At 66.2% G+C, this 22,004-nt stretch carries 25 protein-coding genes; 15 read left to right on the top strand and 10 right to left on the bottom strand.

All coding sequences use genetic code 11. The features are described 5' to 3' along the window. Positions 1–2 precede the first annotated feature (2 nt). The 3 genes from AAG895_RS18775 to AAG895_RS18765 all read left to right on the top strand — a co-directional run bounded on the left by AAG895_RS18775 (position 3) and on the right by AAG895_RS18765 (position 2,886). Positions 3–1,238, top strand: coding sequence for a toxic anion resistance protein (locus AAG895_RS18775; protein ID WP_345793484.1), 1,236 nt, complete (start codon positions 3–5; stop codon positions 1,236–1,238). Positions 1,239–1,259: 21 nt separating this feature from the next. Continuing rightward, positions 1,260–2,063 carry an alpha/beta hydrolase gene (locus tag AAG895_RS18770; protein WP_345793483.1) on the top strand — a complete coding sequence of 268 codons (804 nt, stop codon included), beginning with the start codon at positions 1,260–1,262 and terminating at the stop codon, positions 2,061–2,063. A gap of 142 nt (positions 2,064–2,205) precedes the next feature. Beyond that, positions 2,206–2,886: an SDR family oxidoreductase gene (locus tag AAG895_RS18765; protein ID WP_345793482.1), complete on the top strand. Its 681-nt coding sequence runs from the start codon at positions 2,206–2,208 to the stop codon at positions 2,884–2,886. A gap of 21 nt (positions 2,887–2,907) precedes the next feature. On the opposite strand, the gene AAG895_RS18760 is transcribed toward AAG895_RS18765, so the two are convergent. Then, on the bottom strand, positions 2,908–3,558 hold the full coding sequence (locus AAG895_RS18760; RefSeq protein ID WP_345793481.1) for a hypothetical protein: 651 nt from the start codon (positions 3,556–3,558) through the stop codon (positions 2,908–2,910). 395 nt (positions 3,559–3,953) lie between these two features. Between AAG895_RS18760 and AAG895_RS18755 the strand changes: the two genes are divergently transcribed. The 6 genes from AAG895_RS18755 (at position 3,954) to AAG895_RS18730 (ending at position 7,434) form a co-directional block, all read left to right on the top strand. Then, positions 3,954–4,286 (top strand): hypothetical protein, encoded by a 333-nt coding sequence (locus AAG895_RS18755; protein ID WP_004355814.1) that lies wholly within the window; start codon positions 3,954–3,956, stop codon positions 4,284–4,286. Continuing rightward, positions 4,276–4,557, top strand: a complete 282-nt coding sequence (locus AAG895_RS18750; protein WP_004355815.1) for a helix-turn-helix domain-containing protein — start codon at positions 4,276–4,278, stop codon at positions 4,555–4,557. Before AAG895_RS18755 ends, AAG895_RS18750 begins: the two co-directional genes overlap by 11 nt. Positions 4,558–4,684: 127 nt before the next feature. After that, positions 4,685–5,227: an META domain-containing protein gene (locus AAG895_RS18745; RefSeq protein WP_345793480.1), complete on the top strand. Its 543-nt coding sequence runs from the start codon at positions 4,685–4,687 to the stop codon at positions 5,225–5,227. After that, positions 5,224–5,967, top strand: coding sequence for a hypothetical protein (locus AAG895_RS18740; protein WP_345793479.1), 744 nt, complete (start codon positions 5,224–5,226; stop codon positions 5,965–5,967). Before AAG895_RS18745 ends, AAG895_RS18740 begins: the two co-directional genes overlap by 4 nt. Positions 5,968–6,259: 292 nt before the next feature. Beyond that, positions 6,260–6,580, top strand: a complete 321-nt coding sequence (locus tag AAG895_RS18735) for a hypothetical protein (RefSeq protein ID WP_345793478.1) — start codon at positions 6,260–6,262, stop codon at positions 6,578–6,580. A gap of 20 nt (positions 6,581–6,600) precedes the next feature. Beyond that, positions 6,601–7,434 (top strand): SDR family oxidoreductase, encoded by an 834-nt coding sequence (locus tag AAG895_RS18730; RefSeq protein ID WP_345793477.1) that lies wholly within the window; start codon positions 6,601–6,603, stop codon positions 7,432–7,434. A 149-nt stretch (positions 7,435–7,583) separates the two neighbouring features. On the opposite strand, the gene AAG895_RS18725 is transcribed toward AAG895_RS18730, so the two are convergent. The 9 genes from AAG895_RS18725 to AAG895_RS18685 form a co-directional block, all read right to left on the bottom strand. Beyond that, complete coding sequence (locus AAG895_RS18725; RefSeq protein ID WP_345793476.1) at positions 7,584–8,333, bottom strand: dimethylsulfonioproprionate lyase family protein; 750 nt, start codon at positions 8,331–8,333, stop codon at positions 7,584–7,586. A gap of 198 nt (positions 8,334–8,531) precedes the next feature. Continuing rightward, the gene (locus AAG895_RS18720; RefSeq protein WP_345793475.1) at positions 8,532–9,515 is read right to left on the bottom strand and encodes an MDR family oxidoreductase; all 984 of its coding nucleotides are present in this window, start codon (positions 9,513–9,515) and stop codon (positions 8,532–8,534) included. Between the two features lie 49 nt (positions 9,516–9,564). Next, entirely contained in the window at positions 9,565–10,203 is a 639-nt protein-coding gene (locus AAG895_RS18715; RefSeq protein WP_345793474.1) for a TetR/AcrR family transcriptional regulator, read from the bottom strand. Positions 10,204–10,308: 105 nt separating this feature from the next. Further along, positions 10,309–10,803 (bottom strand): OmpA family protein, encoded by a 495-nt coding sequence (locus AAG895_RS18710; protein WP_345793473.1) that lies wholly within the window; start codon positions 10,801–10,803, stop codon positions 10,309–10,311. A 176-nt stretch (positions 10,804–10,979) separates the two neighbouring features. Continuing rightward, complete coding sequence (gene hemW / locus AAG895_RS18705; RefSeq protein ID WP_345793472.1) at positions 10,980–12,203, bottom strand: radical SAM family heme chaperone HemW; 1,224 nt, start codon at positions 12,201–12,203, stop codon at positions 10,980–10,982. Positions 12,204–12,338: 135 nt separating this feature from the next. Continuing rightward, on the bottom strand, positions 12,339–12,944 hold the full coding sequence (gene rdgB / locus AAG895_RS18700) for an RdgB/HAM1 family non-canonical purine NTP pyrophosphatase (RefSeq protein WP_345793471.1): 606 nt from the start codon (positions 12,942–12,944) through the stop codon (positions 12,339–12,341). A 25-nt stretch (positions 12,945–12,969) separates the two neighbouring features. Continuing rightward, entirely contained in the window at positions 12,970–13,701 is a 732-nt protein-coding gene (rph, locus tag AAG895_RS18695) for a ribonuclease PH (RefSeq protein WP_345793470.1), read from the bottom strand. A 9-nt stretch (positions 13,702–13,710) separates the two neighbouring features. Beyond that, positions 13,711–14,634: a PP2C family serine/threonine-protein phosphatase gene (locus AAG895_RS18690; RefSeq protein WP_345793469.1), complete on the bottom strand. Its 924-nt coding sequence runs from the start codon at positions 14,632–14,634 to the stop codon at positions 13,711–13,713. 11 nt (positions 14,635–14,645) lie between these two features. Beyond that, positions 14,646–15,593: a serine/threonine-protein kinase gene (locus AAG895_RS18685; protein WP_345793468.1), complete on the bottom strand. Its 948-nt coding sequence runs from the start codon at positions 15,591–15,593 to the stop codon at positions 14,646–14,648. Between the two features lie 94 nt (positions 15,594–15,687). Here AAG895_RS18685 and AAG895_RS18680 point away from each other — a divergent pair, with 94 nt between their 5' ends. The 6 genes from AAG895_RS18680 to AAG895_RS18655 all read left to right on the top strand — a co-directional run bounded on the left by AAG895_RS18680 (position 15,688) and on the right by AAG895_RS18655 (position 21,901). Further along, complete coding sequence (locus tag AAG895_RS18680) at positions 15,688–16,554, top strand: YicC/YloC family endoribonuclease (RefSeq protein ID WP_345793467.1); 867 nt, start codon at positions 15,688–15,690, stop codon at positions 16,552–16,554. Positions 16,555–16,728: 174 nt separating this feature from the next. Then, positions 16,729–17,988 carry an integrase arm-type DNA-binding domain-containing protein gene (locus AAG895_RS18675; RefSeq protein WP_345793466.1) on the top strand — a complete coding sequence of 420 codons (1,260 nt, stop codon included), beginning with the start codon at positions 16,729–16,731 and terminating at the stop codon, positions 17,986–17,988. 555 nt (positions 17,989–18,543) lie between these two features. After that, positions 18,544–18,771 (top strand): AlpA family phage regulatory protein, encoded by a 228-nt coding sequence (locus AAG895_RS18670; protein ID WP_345793465.1) that lies wholly within the window; start codon positions 18,544–18,546, stop codon positions 18,769–18,771. Positions 18,772–18,780: 9 nt separating this feature from the next. Then, the gene (locus AAG895_RS18665; RefSeq protein ID WP_345793464.1) at positions 18,781–19,134 is read left to right on the top strand and encodes a hypothetical protein; all 354 of its coding nucleotides are present in this window, start codon (positions 18,781–18,783) and stop codon (positions 19,132–19,134) included. Next, positions 19,134–19,322, top strand: a complete 189-nt coding sequence (locus tag AAG895_RS18660) for a hypothetical protein (RefSeq protein ID WP_345793463.1) — start codon at positions 19,134–19,136, stop codon at positions 19,320–19,322. Before AAG895_RS18665 ends, AAG895_RS18660 begins: the two co-directional genes overlap by 1 nt. Beyond that, the gene (locus AAG895_RS18655; protein WP_345793462.1) at positions 19,322–21,901 is read left to right on the top strand and encodes a DUF3987 domain-containing protein; all 2,580 of its coding nucleotides are present in this window, start codon (positions 19,322–19,324) and stop codon (positions 21,899–21,901) included. The genes AAG895_RS18660 and AAG895_RS18655 overlap by 1 nt, the downstream gene beginning before the upstream one ends. Positions 21,902–22,004 lie beyond the last annotated feature (103 nt).

Raw genomic sequence — 22,004 nt, 5'->3', positions numbered from 1 at the left:
CGATGAGTCTGCCGCTGCTGTCCCTTCTTCATCCGCTGTTGCAGGCACCCGTGGGCGAGCAGGGCGGCGGTGGCCAGCCCCCGGGCGGGGGAGCGCGCACGGGCCTTTCATTGCCCCCGATCGAGGACATCGCGCGCGAGGCGGTTCCGCCCCAGCCCGCGGAGGCGCCCGAAGATCCCGAGCTCGCCGCCACCGCCGACGCCTTCGTGCGCGACGCGCTCGCCGCCGGCGAAGCCGAGCTCCACCGCCAGCGCGAGGCGGTCGACACCATGGGCATCGAGCTGCAGCGCCAGGCCGCCTGGCGCAGCGAGATGCTGCAGGCGCCGATCCGCAAGCTCGCCCATCAGGGCGACGAGGGCGGTCCGGTGGCGCAGGCGCTGATCGCGCTGCGCGACAAGATGCAGGACCTCGACCCCGCGCGCCAGAAGCTGAGCGGCGAGGGCCTGTCGCGCGCGCTGTCCTTCATCCCCGGCGTCGGCAAGCCGATGCAGCGCTACTTCCAGAAGTACGAGAAGGCGCAGGACGCGCTCGACGCCATCATCGGCGACCTGCAGGGCGGCGCCGACATGCTGCGCCGCGACAACCTCACCCTCGCCGACGACCAGCAGTCGCTGCGCGCCATCCTCGCCCAGCTCGAACGCCAGGTCGAACTCGGGCGCATGATCGACCGGCGGCTGGCCCGCGAGGCCGCCTCCGCCAGCCTGCCCGCGCCGCGGCGCGCCTTCGTCGAGGAGGAGCTCCTCTTCCCGCTGCGCCAGCGCATCGTCGACCTGCAGCAACAGGTGGCGGTGAGCCAGCAGGGCGTGCTCGCGCTCGAGGTCGTCATCCGCAACAACCGCGAGCTGATCCGCGGCGTGGACCGCGCCATCAACGTCACGGTGTCGGCGCTCAACGTCGCGGTCACCGTGGCGCTCGGTCTGGCCAACCAGCGCCTGGTGCTCGACCGCGTCGCCGCGCTCAACGACACGACCTCGGCACTCATCGCCGGCACCGCCCAGGCGCTGCGCACGCAGGGCGTGGACATCCAGAAGCGTGCCGCCTCGACCATGCTCGACATGGGCCAGCTGGAGCAGGCCTTCGCCGACGTGATCGGCGCCATTGACGACCTGTCGCGCTACCGCCGCGAGGCCCTGCCCAGGCTCGACGCCCAGATCGACCGCCTCGCCGCGCTCGCGCAGCAGGGCGGCGAGGCGATCCGCCGCATGGACGAAGGCAATCGCGCCGAGCCTCCGCCCTGACTACCCTCCGAATCTCCTGAAATGAGCACGAGACACCAACACACCACGAGCCAGGACACCGCGGTCGATGGCCAGCACGGCCGTCTGTTCGTCCGCACCTGGTCGCCCGAGGTGCCCTCGCACCTGGCACCCATCGTGCTGCTGCACGACTCGCTCGGCAGCGTCGAGCTGTGGCGCGGGTTTCCCGCGGCGCTGTGCAAGGCCACCGGCCGCCAGGTGGTCGCCTACGACCGCCTCGGCTTCGGCAAGTCCGACGCGCATCCGGGCACGCTGGCCCTGGACTTCATCGCCCGCGAGGCCGAAGGCGACTTCGCCGCCGTGCTCCGCCAGCTCGGCATCGCGCGCTTCATCGTCTTCGGCCACAGCGTGGGCGGTGGCATGGCGGTGAATTGCGCCGCGCACCACGGCGCGGCCTGCGTCGCCCTGATCACCGAATCCGCCCAGGCCTTCGTCGAGGACCGCACCGTCGAGGGGCTCGAGGATGCACGCGAACTGTTCAAGGACCCCGGCCAGGTCGATCGGCTCAAGCGCTACCACGGCGACAAGGCGCGCTGGGTGCTCGACGCCTGGATCGAATCCTGGCTGGCCCCGGCGTTTGCGAGCTGGTCCCTGCGCTCCGTGCTGCCGCAGGTCGCGTGTCCGACGCTGGTCATTCACGGCATCGACGACGAATACGGCTCGTCCGCGCATCCCAGGCTGATCGCCGAACTCGGCGGCGGCACGGCGCGGCTGGCGCTCATGCCCGATACGCGGCATGTGCCGCATCGCGAGCGTGAGGCCGAAGTCATCGCCATGGTCAGAGCCTTCGTCAGCACGCTGCCCTGAGCCGGAAGCCCGACCCGCCAGCGTGTCCGCCGCTTCGCCACCGCGCGCGCCGCGATCGCCAGCCGAGGGCGCGCCCGCTTGCTATAAGTAAGGGAACGCAGCCTGCATTCGCGCGCGCTGCAAACATGCGAGGGAACGGATCATGGAAAACGCACTGGCCGGCAAGCGCGTCCTCATCACCCAGGCGACCGCCTTCATGGGCCCCGTGCTGTGCGAGGTCTTCGCGGAGCAGGGCGCAGAGGTGATCGCCAGCGCCGATGAGCTCGTCGAGGCCGATGCCGCCGAGCGCATCGTCCACGCGGCCGGGCGCATCGACGTCCTCGTCGCCAACCTCGCCATCACGGCCCCATCGACCGCGGCGCTCGAGGTCGCCGAGGCCGAATGGCGCGACGTCTTCGCCGCGCTGGTCGACCCGCTGCCGCGCCTGGTCCGCGCCGTCGCGCCCGCCATGGTCGAGCGCCGCGCCGGCAAGATCCTGGTGATGGGCAGCGCGTCGGCCCTGCGCGGCATGAAGCGCGCCTCCACCTACAGCGCCGCGCGCGGCGCGCAACTGGCCTATGTGCAGGCCATCGGCGTGGAGCTGGCGGCGCACAACGTGCAGGTCAATGCGGTCGCGCAGAACTTCGTCGACAACCCGACCTACTTCCCGCCCGAGGTGCAGGCCAACCCGCGCTTCCAGGAGCGGCTGGCGCGCGAAGTGCCGCTGGGCCGGCTGGTGTCGGCGCGCGAGGATGCGCTGTTTGCCGCCTACCTGTGCAGCAGCGCGGCGGACTGCTTCGTTGGCCAGGTGTTTCCGGTCTGTGGCGGCTGGGTGGGGCGGTAGGCGAGGCCTCGCGCCGCTGCGCTAAACCGCTGCGCCGCCGGGCGGCCAGTCGGGCAAGGCGGTGGGCAGCAGCCCGCGCAGGCCCTGGGTGAGCGTGCCCGCGCGCTCGAGTTCGTGCGCCACGCGCTCGACCACGGCCCATACATCCGGCCGCCGCAAGGTGAGCACCGTCAGCGCGGCCGCGTGGTCGAACGCATCGCGCGCCGGCAGCAGCCAGGACAGATCCTCGGCCTGCCGCACTTCATCGAACTCGCCCGCCGGGCACAGGCGCACCGCCTCGCCCGTGAAGATCTGCTCGGCCGCCGGCCCGGCCATCAGGCCCACCATCTGCGCGCGGATCTCGCGCTGCAGCCGCGCGCTGAAGCCTTCCACCTGCGCCCGCCCCTCGGGGCGCTGCAACAACTGCGGGTGGCCCCGGCCGTCCGGGTGCAGGCAGCCCTCGTTCATCAGCCAGCGCAGGAATTGCCGCGGCAGCACCAGGTCCGCCTTCTCGCACAGTCCCCACAGGCCGGTGCACATGCGTCCGTTGCGGATGTCGGTGCGCCAGGCCTCGGCGCCTTCGTCCGCCACTTCCAGCCGATAGACCGACACGCCGCCCAGCGCGAACGCCACCGCGTGGCCGGCTTCGTGGATGCAGGTGGCGCGGCGCTGGGCGGGGGTCAGTGTGGTCATGCTTGCGGTCCGTGCGGGATGCCTGGGCGCCGCCATGGAATCGCGGCGGCGGGGCGAAGCTTTGCACATTGCACCGGTGCCCGGAATCAGGGGCGCGCCGAGTGGGACAAGTTAAGTGCGCTATGTTCGGGCGTTCAACCAACGGTAGTGGGTGGGGGCGTTCAACGCGAACTCACACATTCGGCAATCAGGAGACATAGCGGCTGAGAAATTTCCTCCAACGCGAACGGCGGGTAACCGATCTGGGACTGGTCATCGGCCTTCGACAAGTACTCGGTCTGCGCTGATCGCCATTTTGCACGGCCCACTGTCTTCACTCTGGGCATCCGGATTCCAGTTGTGGCCGGCACTTCCTCTCGACAAATCCGCCTTCACCGCTTGCGCAATATACGTCATTGACGTACATTGCGCGGGTGAGAACAGTTGCTGAAACCGCTATCTTCCAACGCTATGCCAGCGAAGTCTGGTCGGAAGTCGAGCGCGTTGAGTTCATCAACTGGATCGCGGCCAATCCAGAAGCCGGTGACGTCATCCGGGGAAGTGGCGGCTGCCGTAAGGTGCGTTGGACATCTGCGGGACAAGGAAAACGCGGCGGTGCCAGGGTCATCTACTTCAACGCGAACACCGAGACCATTTGGTTGTTGATCGTCTACAAGAAAGCCAAGTTCGACAATCTCCCCACGTCCTTCTTGGCGGAGTTGAAGCAAGGAGTCGAAGATGCCCTCTGAGATCGAAAAGTTCCAGCAGGATTTGCTTGAGTCCGTCAAGCAAATGAGACGTGGCGAGGCCGTGCGCACCACGCGTGTCGAGTTGCCCGAAGCAGCTCAGGCTCGCGCAAAGACGGGTTTGTCTCAGCAAGCCTTTGCGGAGCTCCTTGGCGTGTCCTCCAGAACGCTCCAGGAGTGGGAGCAGGGTCGTCGCTCGCCCACGGGTGCCGCCAAGACGCTGCTCCGTGTTGCCGTTGCTCACCCCGAAGTCTTGCAAGAATTGCGTATTTGAATCAATGCAGATCGGGTAGTTTCAAAAGTCCACATGGGCGGCAGCTTGACGACCTGCATGCTGCCGTCGCGCTTGAGAATGTCATCAGGCGGCTCCGGGTCGGATACAGACGGCTAGGAGTGAGTCAATGAAAGACCGGGCCCCTGACGCCCGCAGATGCCGCTCTGCGCCGGAATTGAAAAGTCGGCGCTGGGGTTACGGCCGCCATATGCGCATCGGACGGTCAGCCCTCGCGATACTCCTCCTTGCCGGCTGCGCCTCATCGGGGCCACAGCCGCTCGGCCTCGGCCTGGGCGGAACTGCATGGCAACTGGTGGCGATCCAGTCGATGGACGACACCCAAGGCACGACGAAGATCAACGCGCCCGAGCGGTTCACCTTGCAGTTTGGCTCCGATGGGCAAGCCAACCTGCGACTGGATTGCAACCGCGGCATGGGGCGTTACGATGCTACGGCGGCAAGCGACGGTCGTTCCGGGTCAATCCAGTTCGGCCCCATCGCCGCCACCCGCGCGCGCTGCCCGCCACCGCACCTGGACGAGCGCGTTGCGCGCGACTTGCCCCATGTGCGTGGCTACTTGCTCAAGGACGGCAAGCTGTTTCTGTCATTGATGGCCGATGGCGGCATCTACGAGTGGGCGCCCATTACAAGTAAGGAAACGATCCGATGATCCGCTTTCTTCTGCTGTTGCTGATGGCGTTTGCCTCCGCGACGGCCGTAGCCACCGATGCCGACCGCACCGTCAGCGCCGTGCAGTTTCCCAAGGGCAAGAGCAGTATCGTGATTACCGGCAGCATCGAGGGGCGCCGTTACATCGACTATCGGTTACGTGCCGGCGCCGGGCAGACCTTGAACGTGAGCCTGACGGGCAGCAACGGTGCCAATTATTTCAACCTTCTGCCGCCGGGATCCAATGACGCGGCGATGGCCATCGGCGAGTTGAACGGCAACCGTTTCTCGGGCCTGCTGCCGGATGACGGGCTCTACACGATCCGCGTGTTCCTGATGCGCTCGGCGGCCCGGCGCAACGAGACCAGCAATTTCAAGCTCTCGGTCGCCATTACGGGCAAGCCGCTGAAGCCTGTTTCGGCCAAGGTGGATGCGGTCATTCCCGGCACGCCCTTCCATGCACGCACGACGGCGCCCTGCGAACCCGCCTACTCAGCTGCGCGCGAATGCGAGGTATGGGTGATCAGGCGCGGGTATGACGGCACGGCCACCGTGGAGTTGCGCTGGACCAACGACAGCAAGCAGCCCGCGAAACTCCGCATCCTGTTCATCAAGGGCGAACCGGTGGCGGCGGATGTGTCACCACCAATGACCTTTACCCGCAATGAGCGCGGCTGGCAGGTGATCTTCAACGGCGATGTGCGCTTTGAGGTCCCGGAACCGTTGGTGTTTGGGGGATAGCCCCTGCGAGTTTCACATCAATAACTGCGAGAAGCCAACCTTCCACCAGATTGCTGACCGATGTTGTCTAGATCTGGGCCGGTCACCCAGTTCGAGAACTTTCACTTGATCGTGACGTGGAGCTACTGCTTGATACCGATCACGGCCTGGCCTCTAGGTGCCGATCACGCGTTGGCTCCATTGTGTCGATCATCAACTGGCTCCAATGTGCCGGTCGGTGACACCGCGTCCCTGAGCCGTGTCAGCGACGCAGCGGCCGCGCCGGGTGGGCGCAAACCGGGGTGCTGTGGCGATGCCTGATCAGCAGACGACCGACAAGCGACGGCCCGATCCGCTCGCGCGCTTTCTCTTTGCCCTCATCAGCCTGACGGTCGTGGCCCTGGGGGTGCTGGCGGTCGTCACGGCGTACGCGCCGGCGCGTTCGACGCGCTTCGGCATGGCCGGGCCGCTGTTCGACGGCGATGCGGTGCACTTTGGCGTGACGATGATCTTCGTCGGGCTCGCGCCGCTCGGGTTCTTCGCCAGGACCGCGCGGGGCGCGGGCTGGTGGGCGGGGGGCTGCATGGCGCTGGCCCTGCTCACCCTGTTCGTCGGCCTGAGGCTGGTGCCCTGAGCCTGCGGCGCCGGACCGTCTTGATCAGCGTCAACGAGAATTGCTTTCGTTTCAAACACGCTTCCACGACCCCGGGCTCGGGATCATTTCAGGAGCGAGACATGGCAAGAAAGCTTGAAGGCAAGGTCGCAGTCGTCACCGGCGCCAGCAGCGGGATCGGAAAATCGATCGTCGAGAAATACGTGGAAGAGGGCGCCCGGGTCGTCGCGTTTGCGCGCAATCTCGACAGCCTGAAGGCGCTGGAGGCGAGCTTTTCCGGCGAGGTCAAGGCGGTGGCGGGCGATGTGACGAAGCCCGAAGACCTGAAGCGCCTGGTCGATGAAGCCGTCCGCGCCCATGGCGGCGTGGATGTCGTCGTCCCGAACGCCGGTATTGCGCGCGTCGTGTCTTTCGAGGACAGCACCGCCGAAGCCTTCAACACCCAGTTCTCGGTCAATCTCTTCGGCGCGGCGGAAACCGCGCGCCTGTTCGTGCCCCACATCCGCAAGGGCGGATCGATCCAGTTCATCACCACCTTCCTCACCCAGGTCGGCTTTCCCGGTCTGGCCATCTACAGTGCCAGCAAGGCGGCGCTGAAGTCCCTCTCCCAGACCCTGGCCGCAGAGCTCGCACCCCAGGGCATCCGGGTCAATTCCATCGCACCGGGCCCGATCGGCACGCCGCTGTGGGGAACGGTCGGACTGCCGCCCGAGGTCCTGGGTGCGGTCGCGGAGAAGATCAATTCCCGGCTCATGCCCGGCGCATTCGGTCAGCCGGAGGATATTGCCGAGCTTTCGGTGTTCCTGGCCTCGGATGCTGCAAAGAACATCTTCGGGCAGGAGATCGTCGTGGATGGTGGCTATACCGTCGGGTGAAGGCGTCGTGATTTCCCGCATTTGACCCGCCCGCCGTTAGCGGCTTTTCCCGGCTGCCCGGCGGAGCGGGCGAGTGAAAGACCTGAGCCTGCAATTCGCGCGCGGTTGGGCGGTTTTGTATTCTCGGTACCGCCCAACCGTCAGCTGAATCAGGGTTTCCAGTCGCGCAGTTCGCATACCGCCGTGTCGTCGGGTTGCATGACCTTGCCTCCGCCTGGTGACTTGCAGAGCCGCGTCGACTGTTCGTTGTCCTGCGCAGTGGAGCGTGCCCACACCGTGACCAGTCCCGAGTTCTCGATCGTCTGATTGCAGCCTTCCTTCGCGTGGAAGGCGTGAATCGCGTTGCGCTCGAAGTAGGTCAGCCACTCGTGGCTCGGGTCCTGGTTGGCGAACCATTTCTTCCAGCGTCCATCCGAGCCGTCGATGTTCACCGTCCATCCATCGGCGCGACGCTCGTGGTCGAACTCGTGGCTGTCCCAGTGCATGACCATGTACTTGTTCTGGTCGATGCACTGAGGCTTGGTCAGTGTCATGTAGATTTCCTGCGGGTGGTGATAGTGGAAGGGGTACGAGGTATTGAACAGCTGCACCGTCATGCCGATCTCTGCCCCAACCGTCTCGCCATCGATCTGCTTGATGCGCAGGTTGCCCCACGGTCCCATCAGCTCGGCGTAGAGATAGCCGCCGCGGAAGCGGTCGGCGCCGGCATCCGGGTTCTCCGCATAGAACGGGATCCAGCCGACCGAGGACCACAGCGTCGGCAGCCCCTTGATGCTCACGTCGCGGCTCCAGTGCACGCTGGTATCGGTGCGGGACGTCACGGCGACGAAGTTCTCATTGAGCTCCAGGCCTGCTGCGCCGATCTCGCCGCCCAGCTTGCGGTAGTAGTCCGTCAGCAAGGGCCGGTCGCCGCGTCATACGTTTGAATCGTCGCCTCTGCGGAATCCTTGCACTCGCCCGTCGGGGTTTCCAAGGCCCGCAAGTACTGACCGAGATATGTCAGTGATTCTTCCCAGAACTGGTCGACCAGGCGCTGCTCCTCCGGTGAAATGGGTGATCGGCCGCGCGAGACGGCCGGTCACCCTGGCTCACCTGGTTCAGCGATTGACGTCCACGATCACGCGGCCGCGGATCTCGCCATTGATCAGCTTCGATGCCGCGGGGATCGCGTCGGCCAACGAAATCTCGGTGCTGATCGTCTCGAGCTTGGAGATGTCGAGGTCGGCGCCGAGGCGGCGCCAGGCCTCGAGGCGCTCGGCACGCGGGCACATCACGCTGTCGATGCCGGCGAGCGTGACGCCGCGCAGAATGAAGGGCGCAACCGTGGCCGGGAAGTCCATTCCGCCGGCAAGCCCGCAAGCGGTGACGACGCCCCGGTACTTGGTGGTGGCGCAGACGTTCGCGAGGGTATGGCTGCCGACGACATCGACCGCCCCCGCCCAGCGTTCCTTGCCAAGCGGCTTGCCCGGCGCCGCGAACTCCGCGCGACCGAGCACTTCGGAGGCGCCCAGGCGCTTGAGGTAGTCGGCCTCCTCGGTGCGACCGCTGACCGCGACGACGGTGTAGCCGAGCTTCGCCAGCACCGCGATCGCCACGCTGCCGACCCCGCCTGCGGCGCCGGTGACGAGGATCTCGCCGTGGGCTGGGGTCACGCCATGGCGCTCCAGCGCGAGCACGCAGAGCATGGCGGTGTAGCCGGCGGTGCCGATCGCCATCGCCTGCTGGGGAGAGAACCGCTCGGGCAGCGGCACCAGCCAGTCGCCCTTGAGGCGCGCCTTCTGTGCGAGTCCGCCCCAATGCACTTCGCCGACGCCCCAGCCATTGAGGACCACCTGGTCGCCGGGCTTGTAGTCGGGGTGGCTGCTCGATTCGACGGCGCCCACGAGGTCGATGCCCGGAACCATCGGGAAGCGGCGAACCACGGGCCCCTTGCCGGTTATTGCAAGGCCGTCCTTGTAGTTGAGCGTCGAGTGGCTGACGCGAACCGTGACGTCGCCATCGGGCAACTGTGCCTCGTTGATGTCCTTGATGGCGGCACGGTAACCGGCGTCGTCCTTCTCAATCAGAATGCCCTTGAACATGCTTCGCTCCTCCTGTTTTAGACTGATCGTCTACTAAAAATGAAAAAAATTAGGCCTTCTTCAGCCCGGCGAAAAAACCGCGGGCAAAGAGCTCGAGGGCTTTGTCACTGCGTTCGAGCTTCGCCCGCAACACCGCACCCTCCCAACCGATCCAGAAAAAGACGGCCGCCTGCTCGCAGTCCACGGAACGGGGAATCTCCCCCTGCTGCTGTGCTGCTTCGAGGCAGCGCGCGAAGCGCTGCTCCCAGTCGTGAAACACCGCGTTGAGACGCGCCCGATAACTTTCCGGTAACGCGGCCATCTCCTGACCGAGGTTGCCGATCAGGCAGCCGCGGCGGAAATCGTGTCGCTTCATGCCTGCCCGCGCGTCTTCGACGAAGGCCCACAGGCGATCGAGTGGCCGCATCGACGCATCACCGAAGTGGCGCTCCAGCTTGTGGGCAAAGTAGCGCGCGTACCGCTCGATCAACTCTGCCCCGAAGGCTTCCTTGCTGTCGAAGTAGTGATAGAACGAGCCCTTCGGCACGCCCACCCGCTTGAGCACCTCGTCGATTCCCGTGGACGAAAAGCCCTTCTCGGTCAGCGCCTCGAGCCCGGCACGCACCAGCAGTTCCCGCGTTTCCAGGGACTGTTCGGGCCGCTTGGGGGGGCGGCCGCGTCGGCGGACTGGGGTTTGCTGTGCTTCCATGGGTCAATATTAGACCGCTCGTCTAATTAAATGCAAGCACTTCTTCGCCCAGCGAGGATCCCGATCAGGATGAAGGCTCCCGGAGCCCGGGCCGGTGCTGCGAACTTACTGCACCCGCACCTCGACCCGACGCGCTTCGGCGGCGTCGGCGCCGCCCAGGGTGACGGCCGGGCGGCGCATCAGCACGCGCTCGGCGGACACGCCGGCGGCGACCAGCGCCTGGCGCACCGACAGCGCGCGGTTCTTCGCGACCTCGGCGTTGACGGCCGCGCCGCCGGTTTCATCGTGATAGCCGGACAGCAGCGCGCTGGCCTGCGGCGCGGCGACGAGGGCGGCGACCACGGTGGCGATCTGATCAGGCGCTGTGGCTGGCAGCGTGCTCTGGCCGAGCTCGAAGTGGATCTTCACCAGCGGTTCGCCGACTTCGGCGATCTCCACGAAGGCCACCTCGCCGGCGCCGGGTGCCGCGACCGCCGGTGCCGCCTGCCGGGTGCCCATCTGGTAACTGGCCAGGCCGATGACCAAGGCGATGACCAGCGCGATGATGCCGAACACCACACCCATCACGACGTTGAGCTCGCTGTCTTCCTGATCGAACATGTGCTGAATTCTCCGGTAGCGAAGCGACCCGAGGGTTCGGGCCGCTTGGCCGGGATTCTATCGGAATGCGCTTGCAGCGGTATCCGGCGCTGCACGAGGGCAAGGCCGGGGAGACTCGACCGCTGGCTGAGCGCGGCAGCCGTGCTTCATCCCCATGGTCGTGAGGGCCGCAGCCCTCAATCCCGCAGGAACACCTGCAGCAACTCGTTCAGGAAGCGCCGCCCGCGCAGCGTCGGCCGCAGCTGGCCCTCGGCGGTCTCCAGCAGTCCGCGTTCGCGCGCCTGCGCCAGCTCGTCGGTGATGGCCTCGAGCGGCACGCCGGTGCGCGCCGCGAACAGCTTCGCCGGCACGCCTTCGGTGAGCCGCAGGGCGTTCATCATGAACTCGAACGGCAGCTCGGCCACCGACACCTCGCGCGTCTCCTGGATGAAATCCCCGCGCGCCGCGCCTTCGAGGTAGCGCCCCGGGTGCTTGTGGCGCATCTCGCGGCGGATGCCTTCATGGCTGGAGAGCTTGCCGTGGGCGCCGGGGCCGATGCCCAGGTAGTCGCCGAAGGTCCAGTAGTTGAGGTTGTGCCGGCTCTGCTCGTGCGGGCGGGCGAAGGCGGAGGTTTCGTAGTGGGCGAAGCCGGCTGCGGCCAGGCGGGTCTCGATGGCTTCCTGCATGTCGGCGGCGGTGTCGTCGTCGGGCAGCGGCGGCGGGTTGTGGGCTAAGGGGGTGTTGGGTTCGAGCGTGAGGTGGTAGCAGGACAGGTGCTGCACGCCGAAGCCGATCGCGCTCTCCAGGTCGGCGAGCGCCATGTCCAGGCTCTGGCCGGGCAGGGCGTACATGAGGTCGAGGTTCACGCGCTCGAAGTGGCCGCGCGCGGCGTCGATCGCGCGCCTCGCCTCGTCGCCGCCGTGGATGCGGCCGATCTTCGCCAGCATGGCGTCGTCGAAGCTCTGGATGCCGAGCGAAAGGCGATTGACGCCGGCGGCGTGGTAGTCGCGGAAGCGCCCCGCCTCGACCGTGCCCGGGTTGGCCTCGAGCGTGATCTCGGCGAGCGGGTCGAGCGGCAGCAGCATGCGGATGCCGGTGAGCAGGCCGTCGAGTGTTTGCGCCGACATCAGGCTGGGCGTGCCGCCGCCGATGAACACGCTGTGCACCCGCCTGCCCCAGACCTGGGGCAGGGCGTGCTGCAGGTCGGCGAGCACCGCGGCTAGCCAGGCCTGCTCCGGGATGCCGCCGTCGCGCGGGGCGTGGGAGTTGAAGTCGCAATAGGGGCACTTCTTAACGCACCACGGGAAATGCACGTACACCGACAGCGACGGCGGGGCTTCGAGCTGCGGACGTTCGGGCAGCGGCAGGGCGCGCGTGGGGCTGGTGGCGGGGGTGAGCGGGATGATGCGGCGGGTGGTCACGGCGGGTGGCGGTCCGGTGCGGGCTGCTCGTGTGGCAGCGGCGGTGGAAGTAGCCGTGGGAGCGGGCTTGCCAGCGAATAGAGCGCTACAGCCGGCAGCATTCGCGGGCAAGCCCGCTCCCACAGGGCGGCGGCGTCAGAGCGGATGTGCGGCAAGCCGGTCGAGCAGGTGGCGCATGGCGGCGCCGCGGTGGCTGAGGGTGTTCTTGAGCGCCGGATCGAGTTCGGCGGCGGTCTGCTCGAGCTCGGGCAGCCAGAACAGCGGGTCGTAGCCGAAGCCACCCTCGCCGCGCGCGGCAGGGAGGATCTCGCCGTGCCATTCGCCATCGGCGATCAGCGGGCGGGGGTCTTCGGCGTGGCGCACCAGCACCACTGCCGAATAGAAATAGGCGCGGCGCTGGGCGGGCTCGGTCAGGTGGGCGAGCTTTTCCAGCAGCAGGGCGTTGTTGCGCGCATCCGACTTGGGCTCGCCGGCGAAGCGGGCGGAGATGACGCCGGGTGCGCCGCCGAGCGCCTCGACGCACAGGCCGGAGTCGTCGGCCACCGCCGGCAGGCCGGTGGCGGCCGCGGCGTGGCGGGCCTTGGCGAGCGCGTTCTCGACGAAGGTCGGATGCGGCTCCTCGGCCTCGCCGACGCCGAACACGGATTGCGGGATGACCTCGATGCCGAGCGGGGCGAGCAGGGCCTGCATCTCGGCGGCCTTCTTGGCGTTGTTGCTGGCGAGGACGAGTCGGGTGCTCATGCTGGATTCTCCTGGCGCGCCGGGCTCAGGCCGAGAGGATGGCCGAGCGCACCGCGGCGCGTTGCAGTTCGAACAGCTGGCGGGCGCCGAGTTCGGCGAGGTCGATGAGCGCATTGAGCTCGGCGCGCGAGAAGGCCGCGCCCTCGGCCGTGCCCTGGACCTCGATCAGGCCGCCGCCCTCGGTCATTACCACGTTCATGTCGGTGTCGCAGTCGGAGTCCTCGGCGTAGTCGAGGTCGAGCACCGGCACGCCCTGGTGGATGCCCACCGACACCGCGGCGACGAATTCGCGCATTGGGTTGTGGGCGAGCTTGCCGGCGGTGACCAGGCCGACGAGCGCGTCATGCACCGCGACGCAGGCGCCGGTGATGGCGGCGGTGCGGGTGCCGCCATCGGCCTGCAGCACGTCGCAGTCGACGACGATCTGGCGCTCGCCGAGTGCGCCGAGGTCCACCACCGCGCGCAGGCTGCGCCCGATCAGGCGCTGGATCTCCTGGGTGCGGCCGCTCTGCTTGCCCTTGGCCGCCTCGCGCGCGCTGCGGGTGTGGGTGGCGCGTGGCAGCATGCCGTACTCGGCGGTGACCCAGCCCTGGCCCTTGCCGCGCAGGAAGCCGGGCACGGACTCCTCGACGCTGGCGGTGCACAGCACGCGGGTGGCGCCGAATTCGACCAGCACCGAGCCCTCGGCGTGGCAGGTGAAGCCGCGGATGAGGCGGACGGCGCGGAGTTGGTCGGGCTGGCGCTGGCTGGGTCGCATGGGGTGGTCCTATCGTTTCTGGTCGAATTTGCGGATGGTTTCGTTGATTTCGCGGATGGCGCGCTCGATCTCGTCTTCGTCGAGGTCCTTCGTTGGCCCCGGGCCCATGCTCGACATGTCGAGCCGGGTGGTGAAGTCGTCGAGTTCCATCGTGTGCGTGGAGATCGATTCGGCGCTCGCCGGGCCGGCATTGTCCTCGTCATGCCAGCACATCGCCACCATCGACAGATTGTCGGCGGTCGCGCCGGCGCGACGCTCGGCTTCCTCGAGCAGGCGGGGTACGCCCTGGCTCAGCGGCGCGGCGGTCAGGTTGCCGAGCAGGCAGTCGTCGCTGACCGGTCCCCACACCCCATCGCTGCACAGCGCGAGGATGTCGCCGTCGCGCAGCGGGGTGCGCGGCGAGTGCTCGATCTGCGGGGCGTGGTTGCCGCCAAGGCAGGAATAGAGCCGGTTGCGGCCGGGGTGGTTGGCCGCGTCCTCGGCGTCGAGCAGGCCCTGGTCGATGAGCAGCTGCGTGCGCGAGTGGTCGCGCGTGTGCGTGACGATGCGTCCACGCCGCAGCAGGTAGAGCCGCGAATCGCCCGCATGGGCCCAGAAGGCGGCGCCGTCCTGGACCACGCAGGCGACCAGGGTGGTGCGCGGCGCCTCGGGCAGCATGCGGTCGAGCGCATCGTCGAGGATGGCGTGGTGGGCGCTCGCCAGGACGCGCGACAGGAACAGCCCGGGGTCGGGCAGCCGCGGCTGCGCCTCGCGCTGGAAGGCCTGGGTGAGATGCTGGGCGGCGATCTGCGCGGCGAGCTCGCCATGGAGATGGCCGCCCATGCCATCGGCGACCAGCATCAGCAGCGCCTCGCGCGAGTAGCAGTGGGCGATCCGGTCCTGGTTGCTGCGGCGGCGGCCGGTCCGGCTTTCCTGGTAGATGGTGAAGCGCATGGGGGGCTCTTTCAGCTGCGGCCGATGAAGGACTTGAGCCGATTGCCCAGGTCCGCAAACCAGTTTTCGGGGCGGTCGGCGCCACCGTGGCGGTGAATCAGCGCCTTCTGCACGGTATAGACGCTTTGCGGGCGAGCGAGCGGATCGAGTTGCAGGCACCAGTCGATGAGCTCGAGCAGCTGGGGGTCGTAGCGCCCGGCCTGGGTCTTCGCCACCGGCTGCAGGGTGTCGGTCTTGACGCGCTCGTCGGCGCGCGGCGGGGCGCTGCCGGTGACGCAGGCATGGAGGCTGGCGCCCACGCTGTAGATGTCGCTCCATGGCCCGAGCAGCTCGCGCTTGTCGTACTGCTCGGGCGCCGCGTAGCCCGGCGTGTACATGGGCTTGAGCACCGGCTGGTCGGAGAGCAGCGTCTGGCGCGCGGCGCCGAAGTCGAGCAGCACCGGGGTGCCGTCGTTGCGCAGGTAGATGTTCGCGGGCTTGATGTCGAGGTGCAGCAGCTTGTGCGCGTGCACCTCGCGCAGACCGTTGAGCATGCGCGCGAACACCGAGCGGATCAGCATCTCCTTGACCTCGCTGCGGTGCTTCTGGATGTATTCGTGCAGGGTGCGGCCGCGCTCGAACTGCATGACCATGTACACCGTGCCGTTGGCGCGAAAGAAGTTGAGCACGCGCACCACGTTCGGATGCATGAGCTTGGCGAGCGCGCGCCCCTCCTCGAAGAAGCACTTCATGCCGTAGCGGAAGGCGAGCCGATGCTCGTCGGAGACCTGTGGCTCGGTCTGGCCTTCCTTGCGCAGCGCGAGCGAGTTGGGCAGGTATTCCTTGATCGCCACCGGGGTGTCGTGGGCGTCGAAGGCGAGATAGACGATCGAGAAACCGCCCAGCGACAGCTGGCGCTCGATGCGGTACTGATCGAGCTGAAAGCCCTGTGGCAGCGCGCAGTTGGCTTGAGACGGCATCTTCGGGGGCGCTAGAATCGCGACTTTCGCGGTTTTTCTTTCCTGATCGGACCCCGCAGTCTAATCGATGGCAGCGGGTTCCCGGAGCGCCTCAATGGTCCAAAGCATGACAGGTTTCGCGGTGCAGACGCGAGACTTGGGGAGTGTCAGCCTTCACCTCGAGCTGCGCAGCGTCAATTCGCGCTATCTCGACCTGGGTTTCCGCATCGTCGATGACCTGCGCGCGGCGGAGCCGGCGATCCGCGAGCGCATCTCGGCGCGGCTGGGCCGCGGCAAGGTCGAGTGCCGCCTCAACCTGCAGACCGGCCACGCCGCGCCGCGCAGCCTCGCGCTCAACGCCACGCTGCTCGACCAGCTTGCCGACGCGCAGGCCGGCCTGCGCGCCCGTTTCCCCGACGCCGCGCCCTTGTCGGTGAGCGAGCTGCTGCGCTGGCCCGGCATGCTCGCCGACGACAGCCTCGGCTTCGACGAGATGCTGCCGGCGATCGTCGCCCTCACCGAGGCCGCGCTCGACGAGCTCGTCGCCACCCGCCGCCGCGAGGGCGAGAAGCTCGCCGACATGATCCGCGAGCGCGTGGCGCGCATGCGCGAGCTGGTCGCCCAGGCCCTGCCGCGCATGCCGGCGGTGGTGATCGAGTACCAGGAGCGCCTCAGCGCCAAGCTGCGCGACGCCGCTGCCAGCCTGGACGAGGACCGCATCCGCCAGGAGGTGGCGCTCTACGCCCAGCGCATCGATGTGGACGAGGAGCTGACGCGCCTGATCACGCACCTCGACGAGGTCGAGCGCATCCTCAAGGCCGGCGGCGCGGCCGGCAAGCGGCTCGATTTCCTGATGCAGGAGCTCAACCGCGAGGCCAACACCCTGGCCTCCAAGTCGCCCGCGACCGACATCACCGCCATTGCCATGGAGATGAAGGTGCTCATCGAGCAGATGCGCGAACAGGTGCAGAATATTGAGTAGCATTCCCCGCGGAATCACTCTGCATCACGCCCACGACAGAACCCGCTAACCACGCGGGTTTTTTTATGTCTGTTCGTGTCATCGGGTATCATCAAGGCACGCCGATCACGTGCACCCAAGCGTGCACCCTGATGGTTATCGCGGCGGATATTTGGGTGCACATGGGGTGATGACATGGGGAAGCTGTCTGATATTCAAATCCGCAACTGGATCAAGGCGGATGAACGCTTCGAGCAACGCGGCGACGGAGACGGTCTTTATCTGCGTTTCCGTGCTGCCGATAAATCGCCGGTCTGGCTGTTCCGGTATCGCTTCGGCGGGAAACCGCGTGTGATGCAGATCGGACGCTACGTCACCATGTCCCTGGCCGATGCGCGTCAAGAGGCCAAGAGGATGTCGGCGCGGGTGCTACTTGGTCATGACGTAGCGGCGGAGAAGCAGGACAGGAAGGCGGAGGCTGTAGCCAAGATCGAGGCGGAGGCGAACGCCATCACCGTGGCGAAGCTGGCCGATGACTACTTCGAACGCATGATCGTGGGGCGGTGGAAGCACCCCAACATCGTGCGCAGCCGAATCGAGAAGGACATCAAGCCGCGCATCGGCCACATGAAGGTGGAGGATGTCCGTCCCGCTGATGTTGATGGCGTTCTTCAGGCTGTCGTCAAACGTGGCGCTCCGACGATTGCCAATGACGTGCTGCGGTGGATGCGGCGCATGTTCGACTTCGCCATCAAGCGCCACATCATCCTGCACAACCCTGCGGGCGCGTTCGATTTGTCCGACGCGGGCGGCAAAGAGCTTGCGCGCGAACGTGCGCTATCCCGGTCTGAACTGGTGCGGTTCTTCGAGGCCATGCGTGAGGCCAAGGGCTTCAGCGTGGAAAACGAACTCACGATCAAGCTGCTGCTGGCGCTGGCGGTGCGCAAGCAAGAACTGACGGCGGCGCTGTGGAGTGAGTTCGATCTAGGCAAGGGCGTGTGGAGCCTGCCAGCCGAGCGCACCAAGACCAACAAGGCTATCCGCATACCGCTACCTGCCGTGGCGGTGGAATGGTTGTCGACGCTACACCGGCTGGCCTGTGGCTCGGATTACGTGCTGCCTGCGCGGAAAGCACAAACCCGGATGCTGCCGCACATCAACGAGAGCACGGTCAATGTTGCACTGGCCAAGGTCAAGCATGGGCTGGAACCCTTCACCGTCCATGATCTGCGACGCACGGCGCGCACGTGCATGGGCGAATTGGGCGTGCCTTCCCACATTGCGGAGATGTGTTTGAACCACGTCATCAAGGGCGTGGAGGGCCGGTATGACCGATACGACTACTTCGAGGAACGCAAGGCCGCGATGGATAAGTGGGCGGCGCTGCTGGTGCAGCTAGAAGGCGGTGGCGCTGATGTCGCGGAGATCAAGGAGCGCAAGGGCGGTGTCGCGTGATTCGCACGGCACCAACTGTCGAGCGAATACATCCAGAAGCCCGTCGCCGACAACTCTACGATGCAACCTGATGACGCGCCGTGACGTGAATGGACACGAAAACCTTCGGCGGTCGCGACCATACCACCGTGCCGCAAGCTGCTGATACGCTGTGATCTTGCAACGAACTGAGCGATGCGGCATGAGTTAAAACAAAACAGCGCATCTGTCAATTACAAATTTTGGAACGACCTGTGGATAAGTCATTTTGGCAGCAATACAATGTGCGACAGGTTGCTATCCAGTGATGGCACCTGAGAAGGAAAGCCCGATGAGAGCTACCAACTCTCACCGGGCCTGTTTGAAGCAGCAAACGCAGCAACTCCCTAGTTACAACGTCATAAACAACGCTTCGACCCCGCAGAAGGGGGGTGACAAGGCCGCTACCAACGACCCGTCACCATCCGATTATTGACGCTGAGGACTTCTAAATCAAGCGAAGTCCTGCCGTATCACGACGCGTCACTACCAGAACCTTTCTGCGGAGCCGGGGCTTTCCTGTAAGGAACGCCAATCATGGCTCAACGAGCAAACATCACCGCAGCACTGGAAAACTTCAAAGCCGCACCCGACGAAGCCTTCGTGCGTCAGCCTGTTGTAGAAGTGCTGTTCGCGTGTTCGTCGGCAACCGTCTGGCGTCGCATCAAGTCCGGTCTGATCCCTGCACCTGTGAAGCTGTCCGAACGTTCGACCGCGTGGCGCGTGGGCGATCTGCGCGCGGCTCTCGCCAGCCTGTCGCAGTGAGGTGCAGCTATGTCCAACATTCAACATCGCCACCAGGGCGAGGACGCTGCACACCCTGACGCCACAAAAGAAAACGCCACGGCGGGCAACCGTGGCGCAGCAGACAGGGCAAATCAGACTGGCCCGCATTTTACCTGTGAAACATCGCGTGAAACAGATCGCGAACGTGGCCTGTTCCTGCCGCTGCTGTGGGCTGAACTTGCTCGTGAGGTGAAGCCTGCGAAGTTTCGCGGCAAGACCAAGCGCAAGTCACGCGCCGATGCGATCAACGCCAAGCGCAACCAGGGCGCCATCGATTCCGCGCTTGTAGGTCTGCTGGCGCTGGCGACCGTGGCGGGCGTGCTGCTGCTCGGAGGTGCGTGATGACCGACGAAATCATCCTGTACGCACACCCGGACGGCATGGGCGCTATCGAGTACGGCGGCGGCGTCCTGATCGTTGCCAACGACATGGACGCGACCGTGACCCGCGTGCTGATCGGGCCTGTGGGCCTGCGTGATCTGGCGGCGCGCCTGCTCAGACTGGCAGACCTGATCGATGGGGGCGCGTGATGAACTACGACACCATCACCGACACCGACCGCATCAACAGCGCACTGACCTACGTCGACGCGACCGACCGCGACGTGTGGTTGCGCATGGGCATGGCGGTGAAGTCTGAGCTCGGCGAACACGGCTTCGACACCTGGGACACCTGGGGCCAGTCATCCGACAGCTACAACGCGACCGACTCCAAAACCGTGTGGCGCAGCATCCGGCCTGACGGCAAGGTGGGCATCGGTTCCCTGTTCCACGAGGCCAAGCAACGCGGCTGGCAGGATGACGGCAGGCGGCACACCCTGACCGCTGCCGAGATCGAGGAACGCCGACGTGCTGCCGCTGAACGTGCCGCTGCTGATGCTGCCGAGATCGAGCGCGAGCGTGCCGAGACTGCAACGAAGGCGGCTGCGATCCTGAAGGCCGCGACCGCAGCAACGAGCGACAACCCCTATCTGGCACGCAAGCAGGCATCCACGACGGTGACCCTGCGCGAGATCGGCGCGGGCGCGGCGGCGGCGATCCTGGGCTACACGCCGAAGTCATCGGGAGAACTGCTGGAAGGCCGCTTGCTGGTCGTGCCGGTCAAGCAAGGTGATGCGCTCTCGACCGCGGAACTGATCGACGGCGAGGGCCGCAAAACGGCGCTGTCCGGGCGTGGCAGTAAGGCCGGTGGATACTGGGCAACACGCAAACCGGATGACGGCACCGACGTGCTGTTGATTGGCGAGGGTGTGGCGACAACGCTATCGGCTTCGGAGGCAACCGGGCACGTCGGCATTGCGGCGCTGTCGTCGGGCAACCTGATGGCGGTGGCGCGCGCCATGCGTGACCGCTACCAGGGCGCGGAGCTGGTGCTGCTGGCCGACTTGGTGAAGTCGTCGGGCCTGCCTGATCCCCATGCGGTAGAGGCGGCGCGTGCCGTCGACGGCAAGCTGGCGATTCCAGACTTCGGGCCGCAGCGCGATCCGGGCGACAAGGACATGAATGACTTGTTCGTGAGGTGCGGCGCGGAGGCTGTGCAGAAGGCGGTGGTCAGCGCCAGCAAGCCGGTAGGGGCTGAGGGCCAAGACGGCGCTGACAACCCGGCTGACGCCGATCCTAACGTCTGGTCTGATCCGCTACCGTTGTCGGCCAAGATCGAGCCTGAGCCATACCCACTCGACGCGCTGCCGCTGGCAATCCGTGCAGCGGTGGTGGAAGTCCAGGGCTTCGTGCAGGCACCTGTGCCGATGGTGGCAACATCGGCGCTGACGGCTGTTTCACTGGCAGTTCAAGCGCACTTCGACGTCAAGCGACTCGAAAAGCTGCATGGGCCTGTCGGCATCTACGCGCTCATCCTTGGCGACTCTGGCGAGCGCAAGTCCACTACGGACGGTTTCTTCACGCGGGCGATCCGAGACTTCGAGGCGGCGCAAGCTGAAGCCGCCAAGCCTGCTTTGGCAGACTACAAGGCGGCAACCGAAGCCTGGGAGGCCAAGCGCGGCGGTATCAAGGAAAAAATCCGCGAACTGGCAAAGGGCGCCAAGCCGACCGGAGAAATGGAGTCGGCATTGCGTGACCTTGAGCGCGACAAGCCGCAGCGCCCCCGCGTGCCGAGCATGATCTACACGGACATTACGCAAGAGGAATTGGGCTACCGGCTGGCGAATGAATGGCCGTCGGCAAGCATCATGTCGTCAGAGGCTGGCGCAGTATTTGGCGCGCACGGCATGAGCAAGGATTCGGCCATGCGTTTCTTGTCGACCATGAATCTGCTATGGGACGGCGCTTCCATTGGATCGAGCCGCCGAACGGTGGAGTCGTGGAAGGTGCGCAGCGCACGCCTGACGGTGGCGCTGATGGTGCAAGAGCCGACGATACGCGAGTTCTTCACGCGATCCGGCACGCTGGCACGCGGCACAGGCTTTCTCGCGCGCTTCCTTGTGGCGTGGCCTGAATCGACGCAAGGCACGCGGATGATTGATGCGGATGCGCCTGATGGGCCTGCATCCTGGCCACACCTTGCTGCCTTCCACCAGCGCATCACGGACATCTTGCAAATGCCTGTGCCGATGGATGACGACGGCGGGCTGACCCCGGCCATGTTGACGATGACCCCTGAAGCAAAGGCGGCATGGGTGATGTTCTTCAATGCTATCGAGAGCGAGCTTGGACACGGCGGCGAGCTTTACGACGTGCGCGATGTTGCCAGCAAGACCGCAGACAACGCGGTACGGCTGGCGGCGCTGTTCCAAGTGTTCCAGGGTGGCGGTGGCGCCATCGGTCTGGATGCGCTCAATGGTGCTGGTCAGATAGCGGCATGGCATCTGTCCGAAGCACGCCGGTTCTTCGGTGAGCTGGCGCTGCCGCCTGAACTGGCCGATGCGGCGCGGCTGGATACGTGGCTGATCGAGCATTGCCAGCAAGAGCGCACGCGCATGGTCAGCAAACGCTACGCACGGCAGTACGGGCCGCTGCGCGATGGCGCAAGACTCGACGCGGCAATCAAGGAGCTTTGCGAGCTTGAGCGTGTGCAAGTGCTGAAGGACGGCAAGAGCCTGACCATCCAACTGAACCCGGCGCTGATGGAGGTCAGTCATGAAGCTGTCTGACCTGATCCGAAAGGGGGTTTCCGGGGCAGTTGCTACAGCTACAGTTGCTACACCCGCTACGCAACGGGGTAGCAAGGCACCAACCGTAGCAAACGTAGCAACT

Origin of the sequence: Thauera sp. JM12B12 (assembly GCF_039614725.1) — a bacterium.
In the GTDB taxonomy this organism is placed as follows: Bacteria; Pseudomonadota; Gammaproteobacteria; order Burkholderiales; family Rhodocyclaceae; genus Thauera.
This window is presented reverse-complemented; position numbering and strand designations above follow the sequence as displayed.

Bases quoted from the DNA above. Each gene is read 5' to 3' on its own strand.
- AAG895_RS18665 (WP_345793464.1), top strand. From the start codon at position 18,781: ATGTCCAACATTCAACATCGCCACCAGGGCGAGGACGCTGCACACCCT.
- AAG895_RS18670 (WP_345793465.1), top strand. From the start codon at position 18,544: ATGGCTCAACGAGCAAACATCACCGCAGCACTGGAAAACTTCAAAGCC.
- AAG895_RS18660 (WP_345793463.1), top strand. From the start codon at position 19,134: ATGACCGACGAAATCATCCTGTACGCACACCCGGACGGCATGGGCGCT.
- AAG895_RS18685 (WP_345793468.1), bottom strand. From the start codon at position 15,593: ATGCCGTCTCAAGCCAACTGCGCGCTGCCACAGGGCTTTCAGCTCGAT.
- AAG895_RS18715 (WP_345793474.1), bottom strand. From the start codon at position 10,203: ATGGAAGCACAGCAAACCCCAGTCCGCCGACGCGGCCGCCCCCCCAAG.
- rdgB (WP_345793471.1), bottom strand. From the start codon at position 12,944: ATGAGCACCCGACTCGTCCTCGCCAGCAACAACGCCAAGAAGGCCGCC.
- AAG895_RS18775 (WP_345793484.1), top strand. From the start codon at position 3: ATGAGTCTGCCGCTGCTGTCCCTTCTTCATCCGCTGTTGCAGGCACCC.
- AAG895_RS18710 (WP_345793473.1), bottom strand. From the start codon at position 10,803: ATGTTCGATCAGGAAGACAGCGAGCTCAACGTCGTGATGGGTGTGGTG.
- AAG895_RS18735 (WP_345793478.1), top strand. From the start codon at position 6,260: ATGCCTGATCAGCAGACGACCGACAAGCGACGGCCCGATCCGCTCGCG.
- AAG895_RS18720 (WP_345793475.1), bottom strand. From the start codon at position 9,515: ATGTTCAAGGGCATTCTGATTGAGAAGGACGACGCCGGTTACCGTGCC.
- AAG895_RS18760 (WP_345793481.1), bottom strand. From the start codon at position 3,558: ATGACCACACTGACCCCCGCCCAGCGCCGCGCCACCTGCATCCACGAA.
- AAG895_RS18675 (WP_345793466.1), top strand. From the start codon at position 16,729: ATGGGGAAGCTGTCTGATATTCAAATCCGCAACTGGATCAAGGCGGAT.
- AAG895_RS18765 (WP_345793482.1), top strand. From the start codon at position 2,206: ATGGAAAACGCACTGGCCGGCAAGCGCGTCCTCATCACCCAGGCGACC.
- AAG895_RS18655 (WP_345793462.1), top strand. From the start codon at position 19,322: ATGAACTACGACACCATCACCGACACCGACCGCATCAACAGCGCACTG.
- AAG895_RS18690 (WP_345793469.1), bottom strand. From the start codon at position 14,634: ATGCGCTTCACCATCTACCAGGAAAGCCGGACCGGCCGCCGCCGCAGC.
- AAG895_RS18740 (WP_345793479.1), top strand. From the start codon at position 5,224: ATGATCCGCTTTCTTCTGCTGTTGCTGATGGCGTTTGCCTCCGCGACG.
- AAG895_RS18770 (WP_345793483.1), top strand. From the start codon at position 1,260: ATGAGCACGAGACACCAACACACCACGAGCCAGGACACCGCGGTCGAT.
- rph (WP_345793470.1), bottom strand. From the start codon at position 13,701: ATGCGACCCAGCCAGCGCCAGCCCGACCAACTCCGCGCCGTCCGCCTC.
- AAG895_RS18680 (WP_345793467.1), top strand. From the start codon at position 15,688: ATGGTCCAAAGCATGACAGGTTTCGCGGTGCAGACGCGAGACTTGGGG.
- AAG895_RS18745 (WP_345793480.1), top strand. From the start codon at position 4,685: ATGAAAGACCGGGCCCCTGACGCCCGCAGATGCCGCTCTGCGCCGGAA.
- AAG895_RS18750 (WP_004355815.1), top strand. From the start codon at position 4,276: ATGCCCTCTGAGATCGAAAAGTTCCAGCAGGATTTGCTTGAGTCCGTC.